A 12,036-nucleotide genomic window follows, 5' to 3' on the forward strand; every position below is an offset into this window, starting at 1 on the left:
TACCGCTGCCCGGCCGTGCGACATCCTTCGCCTCGCGGCGACAAGCCCGAACCGAGTAACGTTGCCGCAAACGGGTCGCCGCGAGCCGGCGCGTGAAGTCGCGCGCACACTTGAAAACGCAATAGCAATCGGCACGAGCGACGCTGCACCTGATGTCCGCGCACGCCCTGCTCCTGCCGCTCGGCAACCCATGGCACGATTTATGCTGCGATGATGCGAAGCGTGCTTCGTATTTGGGGGATGTCATGACGGATTCCGAACTTCGCGCTGATATTCACAGCATCGAGCCCATTCCCGATGCGGACCGGGACTCCACCGGCCCGCAGCAGATGTGGATCTGGGCTGGCGCCAACATCGCACCGGTCAACTGGGCGCTCGGCGCGCTCGGCATCATTCTCAAGCTCGGCCTGATGGAGACGATCGCGGTGATCGTGCTCGGCAACATCGTGGGCTGCGCGATCTTCGCGACCTTCACGGTGATGGGGCACAAGACCGGCGTCAACCAGATGGTGCTGAGCCGGTCCGCCTTCGGCGTCCGCGGCGCCTACCTGCCGAGCATCCTGATGTTCCTGATGACGCTGGGCTGGATCGGGGTGAACACCTACTTCCCGGTCAAGGTCTCGATGGGCATCCTCGGCCAGTTCGGCGTTCCCGACACCTGGTTCATCGAGATCGTCGTCATCACGCTGGTGATGGTGGTGCAGGTGCTGATCGGCGTCTACGGCTTCTACGCGATCCGCACCTTCGAGAAATACACGGTGCCGCCGACCATCGCCATCATGGTGCTGATGAGCGTGCTGGCGTGGACGCGTCCCGGCGTCGTCAACTGGGGTCTCACGACCTCGCTGCCTCCAGGCGCGCATCTGGCGATGCTGACCCTGCTGATGACCGCGATCGGCGTCGGCTGGGGCATCTCCTGGGTGACCTGGGCGTCCGACTATTCGCGCTTCGTGCCCAGAAGCGTGCCGTCGAAATCCGTGTTCTGGTACAGCTATATCGGCATGTTCGTGCCGACGGTCTGGCTCGGCATCCTCGGCGCAACCATCGCCTCGACGACGCTCGACACCGATCCCGCAAAAATGGTCAGTGCGGTGTTCGGCGGACCGGTCAGCATCCTCGTGCTGCTGATGGTGCTGCACGGCCCGATCGCGACCAACATCCTCAACGTCTACTCAGCGACGCTTGCGGCGCTGAGCGCGGGGCTGAAGATCCCGCGCTTCTGGCTCACCGTCATCGTCGGCATCGCCGGCTATCTGGTCACCCTCTACTTCATCTTCGCGCCGTCCTTTGCGAAGGCGTTCGACAATTGGATGATCAGCCTATTGCTGTGGATGAGCCCGTGGGCCGGCGTGGTGCTCGCCGACTTCTTCATCAAGCGCAAGGGCAAGATCGAGGTCGCCGAACTCTATCGCTCGCCGGAGACCAGCGCCTATGGCGACATCAACTGGGCCGGCATGATCGCGTTCTTCGCGGGCCTTGTCTCTGGATGGCTGGTGGAGGACGGCCTCGTCGGCGCGCTGCAGGGGCCGGTCTCGATCAATCTGCTCGGCGGCGCCGATCTGAGTTGGCTGTTCGGCATCGGGGTCGCAGGCCTCGCCTACCTTGCGCTGGGCAAGTTCGCGACGTCGCCCTCATCGATCGTTGCGAGCAGCGCAGGCAGGTAGTGCAAGATCATGGACCACGTGCTGCGCTCCACACCCGGCAATGTCCAGTGGGGACTCTGGGATGGACGATTGAAACCCGTGCTCCGGATCGCATCCGGAGACCGCGTGACGATCGAGACGCTCTCGGGCGAGCCGGACGACCTGCCCGATCCCGCGCTCGGCTATGACACCGTCCCCGGACATGCGGAGGTGCTGGCAAGCACCTTCCGCGGCCCGGGGCCGCACCTTCTCACCGGGCCGATCCACATCGAGGGCACTGAGCCCGGCGACGTGCTCGAAGTGCGCGTCCTCGACATCGCGCTGCGCTGCAATTGGGGCTGGAATATCCAGGTCCCGACGCTCGGCACGCTGCCGGAGGACTTTCCGGAATTCCGCCGCATCCACATTCCCCTGGACCGCGCGCGCAACGTCGCAACGCTTCCCTGGGGGCAGGAGCTGCCGCTTGCGCCCTTCTTCGGCAATTTCGGCGTCGCGCCGCCGCCAGGCTGGGGAAGGCTGTCCTCGAAGGAGCCGCGCGCGTTCGGCGGCAACATGGACAACAAGGAGCTCGGCGTCGGCAGCACGCTCTATTTTCCGGTGTTCGTGCCGGGCGCGCTGTTCTCCGCCGGCGACGGCCATGCGCTGCAGGGCGACGGCGAGGTCTGCCTGACCGCGATCGAGGCCGCGCTCACCGGCACCTTCGAATTCCACGTCCGCCGCGATCTCCGCCTCACCTCGCCGCGCGCGGAGACGGCGTCGGACTGGATCACCATGGGCTTCGACGAGGATCTCGACGATGCGGCCAAGGCGGCGCTGCGCGACATGATCGCGCTGATCCGCGAGACAAGCGGCCTCAGCGCGCAGGACGCCTATACGCTCTGCTCGATCGCCGCCGACCTGCGCGTCACGCAGCTCGTCGACGGCAACAAGGGCATTCACTGCGTGCTGGCCAAATCCCGCATGCCACGCCCGGCCTGACGGGCTCGCGCTAGCGGCCTCGACGGGAGTCTCGCTGGATGTGCAGGCCATCCGGGCGGAAGAGTTGCGAGCAAACAGCCCTTATGAAAGCGTCTGGCCGGCGACGTCCTCGCAGGTCAGGAACACAACTCCGTCGAGCCCCCGCAGCCAGGTCAGCAGCCCGTCGAGCGCGGCGACGCGGCTTGCCCGCGCGCTACCGTAGTCGCTGCGCGGATGCAGCGTCAGCGTGATCAGGCAGCGCTCGCGATGCATCGCCTCGATCTCCTCGCGCCACATCTTCATGACGCGATCATGCGTCTGGCGCTGGCCGTAGAGGATCGCGTCGATCAGGATCTCGGCATGCGGCACCTCGGCCATGCCGCGACCGCCATCGGCATCGAGCCGATACGCATGGTCGTCGTCCTGGAAGCTCGAATCATAGCGATAGCCGAGATCGGCGAGATGTCCGAGCGTGCGCTCGGTGAGGTGGCCATGCGGCGCCCGAAAGCCGCGCGGCGCGCGGCCGACGATCCGCGACAGCGCCACATGCGTGCGCTCCAGCAGCGCCCGCTCGTCGATACCAACCGCGTCCATCTCCTCCATCGCCCAGCCATGCGCGGCGATCTCATGTCCGCGGCCGGCGAGCGTCGCGATATAGGCGGGATTGGCTTCCGCCTCCGCGCCGGGCACGAACACGGTGGATTTGATGCCGTGGCGATCGAGCAGACCGAACAGCCGCTCGCAACCGACCGCGTAGGCGTATTTCCCGTAGGAGGCGCGGCCGAACAGCGCATCCTCAGGGAGCTGGGTCAGCTCCACCGTCTTGCCCTGGAGATTAACGGTCACGACGACGGGAATGATCGGCTTCGTCATTGTCCGCTCCAGTCCCGCCGCCAGTCCGACGGACGCTTCAGGCACCATTCCGCCAGCTCCAGCATGCCGACGAAGCGCACGCCTTCGTGGCGCTTGGCATAGTTGATGAGCCCCTCGACCGCCGCGACGCGTGCGGGCGAGCCGGAGCCGTAGCCGACGCGCGGATGGAAGGTCAGGTTGTAGTATCCGCCCTCGGCGTAGATGGCGTCGAACTCCTGCTCCCAATGCGTCAGGACTTCCGACGGCGGCGTGTAGCTGACGCGGTAGAACGGAAAATCATCGAGGCTGGACGTGTTGTTGGGCAGGCAGACATAGTCGCTGCGCTCCTCGCCGTCATAGCGCGCGAGATAAGGCAGGTCGAAATCCTTGTCGCTGGAATCGTAGACATAACCAAGCTCGCGGAGTTTGCGCAGCGTCCGTGCCGTCTTGTGTCCCGACGGCGAGCGCCATCCCCTTGGCGCGATGCCGGTGATCTCTGTGAGCAGCCGGTGCGTCCGCTCCAGCAGCTCCGGCTCGGCATCGCCGGGATCGACGCCCTCGTGGAAATAGCCGTGCGAGCCGATCTCGATGCCGGCACGCGAGATGTCGCGCACGAGATCGGGGCTCTCCTCGGCGTCATAGCCGGAGACATAGAACGTCCAGGGCACGTTGTGGCGCGTGAACATGTCGACGAAACGCGGGATGCCGCATTTGGCGGAATAGCGGCCGTGCGAGCGGGCCCCTAACGGCAATTGCCCGCGACCGCGCTCCAGCGAGGTCCCGTCGAAATCGAGCGTGAGGCCGACGACGCAGCGCGCGCCATCCGGCCAGGCATGTTGCCTGCGTTGGGCAAGGGAGATCATCTGACAACCTCGACGTTCCAGAAGCGGGGTTTGCGGCCGGCCCATGGCGCATAGCCGCGCACCGCGGGCGCGACCGCGGAGACGTTGACGCCCGAGCTCCACACGATCATCGGCACATCGTCAACGAACAGCTTGTGAAGCGCATCGAACAGCGGCTGGCGCGCCTCGGGCGCGGCCGTCTCCATCAGCTTGCCGAGCAGGTCGATCGCCTCACGATGGCCCCAGACGCGATCCGGCTGCGCGGCCTTGTCGCCGACGAACCGGTCGAGACCAAAGGCGGGATCGAGATAGGGCGTGTAGTTCCACACCATGAGCTGATAGTCGCCCTTGTTGTAGCGGCTGAGCTGGGTCGCGAATTCGACCACCTCGACGGTGAGATTGAGGCCCGCCTGCTGCGCCATCGCCTGCGCCAGCACGGCGACGTCGTTCATGACGGGAAAACGCGAATTGGTGGTGATCCTGATCGGCTCGCCCTTGTAGCCCGCCTCCTTCAGAAGCTTCTTCGCACGCGCGATGTCGAGACTGTAGCCGGCCTGCTCGACCGCGCCGTAATAGCGGCTGGAGAGCGGCACCAGGGACGTGCTCGGCTTGGCATAGCCATCGGTCAGGCTGTCGCTCATGCTGGGATAGTCGAGCGAGGCCGCAATCGCCTCGCGGATGCGCTTGTCCTTCAGCAGCGGATCGTTGGTCTGCATCACGATCGCATTCAGCGAGGCGACCGGCGCCGCTGCGATCACGAGCCCTGCCGATTTCAGCTCGCCCGCGAATTTGGGATCAGCCGACGGCCAGAGATCGAGATTGCCTGATTGGATCGCCGCCTTCGCCGCCGCAGGGTCCGGCACGATCGACAGCCTGATACGGTCAACCTTGGCAAGCTTGGCCCCAGTGAGGCCATCCGCCGGCTCGCTGAGCGCGGCATAGGCCTCGTTGCGAGCAAGCTCGATGAACTCGCCGCGGCGCCATTCGGCGAGCTTGAACGGACCCGTGCCGATCGCCTTCTGCCAGACGCCATCGGCGCCGACCGACTCCGGATGTGCAATGCCGGTCCCGTCGCAATCGGCCCGCGCCATCGTGCTGAGGAAGGCACCGCTTGGCTCTGCGAGGCGGAAGACCACCTGCTCCGGCGACGGCGCCGTGATCTCGACGATCTTGATCTTGCGCGTGCCGTCGAAATTGGTCCGGCACGGCCAGCCGGAATTCGGGTCGAGAAAGCGCTCCCAGGTCCACGCCACCTCCTTTGAGGTCAGGGGCGCGCCATTGTGGAACGTTACACCGTCGCGCAGCGTGAAAGTGTAGGTTCGCCCGTCCGTGGATGTCTCGATGATCCTGGCCAGCATCGGGGCGACGGCGCCGTCGGCGCGCCAGGCAACGAGGCCTTCATAGATCTGCTGCAACACGAGGCCGGTGTTGTCGTCGGGGCTGTTGCCCGGCATCAGGCCGCGGATGTCGGTCGTCACCATGCTGCGCAAAACGCTTTCGGCACGGGCTGCGGAGAGCGATACCAGCATCAGACACAACGCAACGACAAACCGCTTCATACGCACAATCCTGTCTAGCCCGAGGCACGCGCCGCCGCCGCACCGGCGAAGTCCAAGACGGGCGCGGCCGCGAGCAGCGCCTTGGTGTAGTCATGCTGGGGATGGTCGAAGACCTCGTCGCGCGAGCCCTGTTCGACGATCCTGCCACCCTGCATCACCACGACGCGGTCGGCGACCTGCTCGACGGCGGCCAGATCGTGGCTGATGAACAGGCAGGCAAAGCCGTATTGGGCCTGGAGCCGCTCGAACAGTTTGAGCACCTGCGCCTGAATGGTCATGTCGAGCGCCGAGACCGGCTCATCCGCGACGACGAAGGCCGGCTCGCGCACGATGGCGCGGGCGATCGCGATCCGCTGGCGCTGACCACCGGACAATTCATGCGGCCAGCGCCTGCCGAGACCGGCGAGCCCGACCTCCTCCAGCATCGCCTCCACGCGCCTGTCGCGCTCACTGGTCGTCAGTTGCGGCACGTGACGCAGCGGTTCGGCGACGATCTCGCCGACGCGCATGCGCGGATCGAGCGAGGAGTAGGGATCCTGGAACACGAGCTGCGAGGCGAGACGGAAGTCGCGATCGACGGTCGTGGTGACGTCCCTGCCCCGGAACCTGATCTCGCCGGCTGACGTCGGGATCAGCCGCAGCATGGCCCGGCCAAGCGTGGTCTTGCCGGAGCCGCTGCCGCCGACGACGGCGACCGTTTCGCCCGCGGCGATCTCGAGATCGACGCCGTTGACGGCGGAGACACCGGTGTCGCGGCGGAACAGCCGCTGCCGCCCGGCGAAGCCGACCTTGAGATCACGCACGCTGACGAGCGGCTCGCCGCCCTGTCGCGCCTTGGTCGTGGCGCCCCGGCGCGGCAGGGCTTCGACCAGACGTTTGGTATAGGCCTCGCGCGGCGAGAACAGGATCTGCCGCGTCGTGCCGGTCTCGACCATCTTGCCCTGGCGCAGCACCAGCGCACGCTGCGCATAGCGCGAGACGAGGCCGAGATTGTGGGTGATCAACATCACCGACGTGCCGTGGTCCCGCGCCAGCCCAACCATGAGGTCGAGCACCTCGCGCTGCGTCAGCGTGTCCAGCGCCGTGGTCGGCTCGTCCGCGATCAGCAGCTTTGGCTTCAGCAGCATCACCGAGGCCAGCATGATGCGCTGGCGCATGCCGCCGGAGAATTCGTGCGGATAGGCGTCGAAGGTCCGCTCGGGATCGCGGATCTGGACCCGCACAAGCATGTCGAGACAGCGGCGCCTGATCTCGCGCTTGCCGAGCCGCTCGTGCAGGCCGAGTCCTTCCGCCATCTGTGCCCCGACGCTGATGGCGGGATTGAGCGACACCATCGGCTCCTGGAACACCATGCCGACGGTCGGCCCGCGCAACGTCCGCATCTGGCGCGCCGAGAGGTTCGCGAGATCGACGCCGTCGAGCGCGATGCGGCCGCCGGCCTTGCGCAGTCCCGGCGGCAACAGGCCGAGCACGGCGCGCGCCGCCGCGGTCTTGCCGCTGCCGGATTCGCCGACGACGGCCAGGAACTCGCCGCGTTCGACCGCGAAGGAGACCCCGTCGACGATCACGGCCTTGCTGGCCGAGACCTCGATGCGCAGATTGTCGACCGACAGCAGCGTCATCCGTGCGCCATCCTGGGGTCGAGGCGATCGCGCAGGGAATCGCCGAGCAGATTGATGCCGAGCAGCGTCAGTGCGATGCACAGGCCCGGCGCGATCGAGAGCCAGGCCGCGGTCTCCATGAACGGACGGCTTGCCGCCAGCATGTTGCCCCAGGTCGGCGCCGGCGGCGGCACGCCAAGACCGAGGAAGCTCAGCGCGCTCTCGGCCAGCAGCACCCAGCCGAACATGCTGGTCGCGAGCACCGCAACCGGTGCGACCGCATTCGGCATCACATGGCGGAGCATCGAATAGACCTCGGAATTGCCGATGACGCGCGATGCCTCGACATATTCCTTCTCGCGGATCGACAGCACGGTGCCGCGCACCACGCGGACGACCGACGGGATATAGGCAAGGCCGAGCGCGAGAATGAGCCCGACCTTGTTGGCGCCGACCACGATCATCACGGCCAGCGCCAGCAGGATGCCGGGGAACGCGAGCAGGGCGTCGTTGACGGCCATGATGATGCGGTCAGCCCAGCCGCGGATGTAGCCGGCCGCGCAGCCGATCATCATGCCGGCTGCCACGGCCAACAATACGGTGACCAGGGCAATCACGACGCTGGCGCCTGCCCCGACCATGATGCGGCTCAGCACATCGCGGCCGAATTCATCCGTGCCGAGCCAGTGCAGCGACGACGGCGCCTGCAGCCTTGCGCGCAGATTGATGCGCAGCGGATCGAACGGGGTCCAGACAGCACCGGTGACCGCCGCACCAAGCAGGAGCGCGACGAGAGTGCCGCCGATCGCGGTGTTGGCGCGCATCCTCATGCCACCGTCACCCTCGGATCGAACAGGGGATAGCAGAGGTCGACGATGAGGTTGACCACGACATAGATCACGGCAGTGAACAGCAGGCAGCCCTGCACCACCGGATAGTCGCGCGCGAAGATGGAATCGACCAGCAGGCGTCCGAGCCCAGGCAGCGTGAACACGGTCTCGATCACGGCGATGCCGCCGAGGAGATGGCCGAGCACGAGGCCTATCAGCGTCCAGGTCGGCGCGAACGCATTGGGCAGCACGTGCCGGGCCAGCACCCGCCATTCCGGCACGCCCTTGGCGCGGGCATGCGTGACATATTCGAGCCGGAGCACCTCGATCGAGGCGGCCCGCGCCATGCGCGTGAGCACGCCGATCTCGACCATGGTGAGCGTGGCGATCGGCAGCACGATGAAGGTCGCCGCCTGCCAGAAATTTTCGGCGAACGGCACGTAGCCGATGACGGGCAGCCATTTCAACTTCAGCCCGAACAGGAGCAGCAGCAGGAGGCCGAGCCAGAAGCTCGGGATCGACAGCAGCAGCGTGGCGCCGCCGACGACGGAAAGATCGAGCAGGCTGTTCTGCTTCCAGGCCGCGACGAGGCCGGCCGGGACCGCGATGCAGGCCGCCGCCGCGACCGCCACCAGCACGATCACGGCGCTGACCTGGAAGCGATCGAGGATCAGCGGCAGCACCGCGAGATTGTTGGTGATGGAGTGCCCGAAATCGCCGGCCGCAAGCTTTGCGATCCAGTGCATGAACTGCACGGGGATCGGCTGGTCGAGGCCGAGCTGGGCGCGGAGCTGCGCCGCCTGCGCGGGATCGGCGGCATCGCCGAGCATCACCTGCACGGGGTCACCGGGGATGAGCCGGACCAGCGCAAACACGGCGATCGCGACCAGCAGCAGCGTCGGGATCGTCATGGCCAGCCGTCTTGCGAGGTAACCCAACATGGCGCGCCCTTGCTACTGCACCGTGACGCCCCAGAACCGCGGCTCCGGATAGAGCCAGCCGGCATAGCCCTTGATGCTCTTGCGCAGCGCCGTCAGCTCGGCGCCGTTGAACAGCACGATCATCGGCACGTCGGCGATGAACCGCTTGTGCATCTCGTCGAACAGCGCCTGCCGCTTCACGGTATCGTCCGTGATCATGGACTGACGCAGCATCTCCTGCGCCTCCGGATTGTCCCAGACCTTGCGCGGTTGCGTCGCCTTCGGCCCGGTCAGCATCTCGAAGCTCAAGGAGGGATCGAGCCGCGCAGAATAGACGAAGGCCATCGACTGGTAGTCGCCGCGGTTGTAGCGGTCGAGCTGCGCCGCCCAGTCCATCACCTCGAGCTCAATATTGATCCCGACGGTCTGCGCCATCGCCTGCACCAGCACGGAGGCATCGAACACGAAGCTGTAGCGCTTGTTGGTGATCATCTTGATCGGCTGGCCACGATAGCCGGCCTCCGCCAGGAGCTTCTTGGCCTCCGCGATGTTCTGCGCGTAGCCGTTGGATTGGACGAGGCTGTAGAAGGGACTGCCGAGCGGCAACGCGGAATTGTTGGAGCGCGCCGTTCCCTGCGTTACGGCGTCGACGATCTGCGCGGTGTCGAGGGAGAGCGCAATGGCGCGGCGGATCCGGACGTCCTTCAGCAACGGATCCCGGGTCTGGAACAGGATGCCGGTAAGGCCGAGCGCGGGCGTGATGCTGAGCTGCACTTCGGGGCGCGATTTGAGCTCTTCGAGATCGGGGATCGACAGGCTCATGATGACGTCGAGCGAGCCGCTGAGCAGCCCCGCCTTCGCCGCCGAACTGTCCGGGATCACGTTGAAGCGCACGCGATCGACCTTGACGTCCTTGGCGCCGGTGTAGCCGGTGCGCGGCTCGCTGCGCGAGACATAACCGTCGAAGCGGACGAGATCCATATATTGCCCCCGCTTCCACTCGCCGAGCTTGAACGGGCCGGTGCCAACAGGCGCGATCCACTTGCCGTCCGGTCCGACGGAGTCGTGGTGAATGACGGCGGTCTGGCCGCAATCGGGCCGCGCCAGGGTTGGCAGGAACAACGCCGTCGGCTGGTCGAGCGTGATGGCGACGGTCTGCGGATCGGGCGCCTCGATCTTCTCGATCCGCGCGATGCCGGTGGCACTGAATTCGGACAGGCAGCGCCATTGCGTTGCAGGGTCCAGCCAGCGCTTCAGCGACCAGACCACGTCATCCGCGGTCATGGTCGCGCCGTTGTGGAACTTGACGCCCTGACGCAGGCGGAAGGTGTAGGTCTTGCCCTCGTTCGAAACGGTCCAGCTGTCGGCGAGCATCGGGCCGATCGAGGTATCGTCGCGGAAGGCGACCAGGCCTTCGACGATGTGCGCAACCACCGCATCCGTGTTGGCGTCACGGTTGGTGCCGGGATCGGTCGAGCGGATGTCGGCATTGAGCCGTGTCCGCAACAATGTCTCGGCGCCGGCTTTCCCCAGCAAGGCCCACAAGGCGAGTGCGGCCAGACCGACCGCCCATGCCGGCGATGGCCGACGCCGCCGCATCACGCCGCCCCCGCCGCGGCCGACCTCTCGAACGCGGCCCGCCCGATCTCGTCGATCTCGAGCCGGTACTCGGTGAACTCGCGATTGAGCGACGGCAGCGGCGCCGCCTGCATCAATCCGCTCGCCGGCTCCATCAGGATCATCGCCACAGTAGCGCTGAGATTGTTGCTGAGATTGCGCCGCGGCGGACGGCACACCGACCAGGGATAGGCGAACTCGTCGAACAGCGCAGTCTTGACGGTGTCGAAGGTGATGTTGCCGATATGCGGCTGGAGCAGATCGCGGACGCGGATGTCGCGGTAGAGACTGTCGGGCGTATCCTGGATACCCGCGTCCTTGAGCTTGCCAAGCGCAACCGGGCTCACGAAGTGATTGGCATGCACCAGCAGGCCGTTCTGCGGATGCACCTGAAAGGTCTCATCCGGCGCACATTCGAAATCGATCGCCACGCCCTCGCGATGGCTGACGATCATGTTGTTGGCCGCCGATTTCTTCGTGCAATAGACCGCCCGCATGGCAAGCGCGACATGCTCCTGCTCCAGAACCTTGCGGCGGATCAGCGCCAGAGGCACGCCCACCTGGCGGTAGTCGCGGTCACTTTGGAGATAATTGGCCGTGATCGCGATGCCGACGGCATTGAAGCCGCAACGGCCGAGCGCACCGGCCTCGGTGAAGGTCATGAGATCAGGACCATCGTCGCGCCGCACCTTCAGCACCACGGCCGTCTCCGCGCATTCGCGCTTCCAATCCCAGTTCTGGGCATGGATCAGGCGACCGTTACCGGTCGCCGTCGGCAGCGCAACGACGCCGGTGCAACCATCGGGCTCGTCAGGGGTCTTCAGGCGCGCGCGGATCTTTGGATTGGCAAGCTTGAGGATCTCGGTGCGGGCGTTGAGCAGGACGATATCCTCGAATGGGACATCGGCGCCCTCGGCGATGCCGCGCATCTCCTCGATATAGCCCGGCTCGAAAGCTTCGATGACGGGCAGATAATCCCGCACCAGATCGGCGACCCCCTTCGCGTCGAGCGAGAGCTCCTTCAACTGCGCGAAGTAATGCGTAGTCCCCTTCTTGATGCGGCCTGCCGCCTTCTGCCCGTACTGACGGCCACGCTCGCGCGGAGCACCGGAGATTTCGATGAGGGGAAAGGGTTCGACCATGGGACGCCAAGTTCCTTTTGCTTTCTCGGGAAGCGTAATGTATTTTGTGATGACATGAAACAAAAATCTTCTG

At 65.9% G+C, this 12,036-nt stretch carries 10 protein-coding genes; 2 read left to right on the top strand and 8 right to left on the bottom strand.

From position 1 onward, the window contains the following. The first annotated feature begins 245 nt into the window (after positions 1-245). A complete protein-coding gene (locus tag RAD16_RS18050; RefSeq protein ID WP_458159240.1) occupies positions 246-1,664 on the top strand; it encodes a cytosine permease in 1,419 nt (472 codons plus the stop codon). 6 nt (positions 1,665-1,670) lie between these two features. Continuing rightward, positions 1,671-2,621 (top strand): acetamidase/formamidase family protein, encoded by a 951-nt coding sequence (locus RAD16_RS18055; RefSeq protein WP_458159403.1) that lies wholly within the window; start codon positions 1,671-1,673, stop codon positions 2,619-2,621. A gap of 81 nt (positions 2,622-2,702) precedes the next feature. Here RAD16_RS18055 and RAD16_RS18060 read toward each other — a convergent pair whose 3' ends face one another. Genes RAD16_RS18060 through RAD16_RS18095 form a run of 8 tightly spaced genes read right to left on the bottom strand, consistent with a single transcriptional unit; the run spans position 2,703 to position 11,963 of the window. Then, positions 2,703-3,473 carry a polysaccharide deacetylase family protein gene (locus RAD16_RS18060; RefSeq protein ID WP_458159241.1) on the bottom strand — a complete coding sequence of 257 codons (771 nt, stop codon included), beginning with the start codon at positions 3,471-3,473 and terminating at the stop codon, positions 2,703-2,705. Further along, positions 3,470-4,315: a polysaccharide deacetylase family protein gene (locus RAD16_RS18065; RefSeq protein ID WP_458159242.1), complete on the bottom strand. Its 846-nt coding sequence runs from the start codon at positions 4,313-4,315 to the stop codon at positions 3,470-3,472. The genes RAD16_RS18060 and RAD16_RS18065 overlap by 4 nt, the downstream gene beginning before the upstream one ends. Then, complete coding sequence (locus tag RAD16_RS18070) at positions 4,312-5,853, bottom strand: ABC transporter substrate-binding protein (RefSeq protein WP_458159243.1); 1,542 nt, start codon at positions 5,851-5,853, stop codon at positions 4,312-4,314. Before RAD16_RS18070 ends, RAD16_RS18065 begins: the two co-directional genes overlap by 4 nt. Before the next feature lie 14 nt (positions 5,854-5,867). Further along, positions 5,868-7,475 (bottom strand): ABC transporter ATP-binding protein, encoded by a 1,608-nt coding sequence (locus RAD16_RS18075; RefSeq protein WP_458159244.1) that lies wholly within the window; start codon positions 7,473-7,475, stop codon positions 5,868-5,870. Next, positions 7,472-8,284 carry an ABC transporter permease gene (locus RAD16_RS18080; RefSeq protein ID WP_458159245.1) on the bottom strand — a complete coding sequence of 271 codons (813 nt, stop codon included), beginning with the start codon at positions 8,282-8,284 and terminating at the stop codon, positions 7,472-7,474. The genes RAD16_RS18075 and RAD16_RS18080 overlap by 4 nt, the downstream gene beginning before the upstream one ends. Beyond that, a complete protein-coding gene (locus tag RAD16_RS18085) occupies positions 8,281-9,225 on the bottom strand; it encodes an ABC transporter permease (protein WP_326898749.1) in 945 nt (314 codons plus the stop codon). Before RAD16_RS18085 ends, RAD16_RS18080 begins: the two co-directional genes overlap by 4 nt. A 12-nt stretch (positions 9,226-9,237) precedes the next feature. Further along, positions 9,238-10,803 carry an ABC transporter substrate-binding protein gene (locus RAD16_RS18090; RefSeq protein ID WP_458159246.1) on the bottom strand — a complete coding sequence of 522 codons (1,566 nt, stop codon included), beginning with the start codon at positions 10,801-10,803 and terminating at the stop codon, positions 9,238-9,240. Continuing rightward, positions 10,803-11,963, bottom strand: coding sequence for a C45 family autoproteolytic acyltransferase/hydolase (locus RAD16_RS18095; RefSeq protein WP_458159247.1), 1,161 nt, complete (start codon positions 11,961-11,963; stop codon positions 10,803-10,805). Before RAD16_RS18095 ends, RAD16_RS18090 begins: the two co-directional genes overlap by 1 nt. Positions 11,964-12,036 lie beyond the last annotated feature (73 nt).

The sequence above is a fragment of the Bradyrhizobium sp. 18BD genome (assembly GCF_054185225.1).

Excerpts from the sequence above, each read along its gene's own strand:
- RAD16_RS18065 (WP_458159242.1), bottom strand. The coding sequence starts at position 4,315 with ATGATCTCCCTTGCCCAACGCAGGCAACATGCCTGGCCGGATGGCGCG.
- RAD16_RS18085 (WP_326898749.1), bottom strand. The coding sequence starts at position 9,225 with ATGTTGGGTTACCTCGCAAGACGGCTGGCCATGACGATCCCGACGCTG.
- RAD16_RS18090 (WP_458159246.1), bottom strand. The coding sequence starts at position 10,803 with ATGCGGCGGCGTCGGCCATCGCCGGCATGGGCGGTCGGTCTGGCCGCA.
- RAD16_RS18060 (WP_458159241.1), bottom strand. The coding sequence starts at position 3,473 with ATGACGAAGCCGATCATTCCCGTCGTCGTGACCGTTAATCTCCAGGGC.
- RAD16_RS18075 (WP_458159244.1), bottom strand. The coding sequence starts at position 7,475 with ATGACGCTGCTGTCGGTCGACAATCTGCGCATCGAGGTCTCGGCCAGC.
- RAD16_RS18070 (WP_458159243.1), bottom strand. The coding sequence starts at position 5,853 with ATGAAGCGGTTTGTCGTTGCGTTGTGTCTGATGCTGGTATCGCTCTCC.
- RAD16_RS18095 (WP_458159247.1), bottom strand. The coding sequence starts at position 11,963 with ATGGTCGAACCCTTTCCCCTCATCGAAATCTCCGGTGCTCCGCGCGAG.
- RAD16_RS18080 (WP_458159245.1), bottom strand. The coding sequence starts at position 8,284 with ATGAGGATGCGCGCCAACACCGCGATCGGCGGCACTCTCGTCGCGCTC.
- RAD16_RS18050 (WP_458159240.1), top strand. The coding sequence starts at position 246 with ATGACGGATTCCGAACTTCGCGCTGATATTCACAGCATCGAGCCCATT.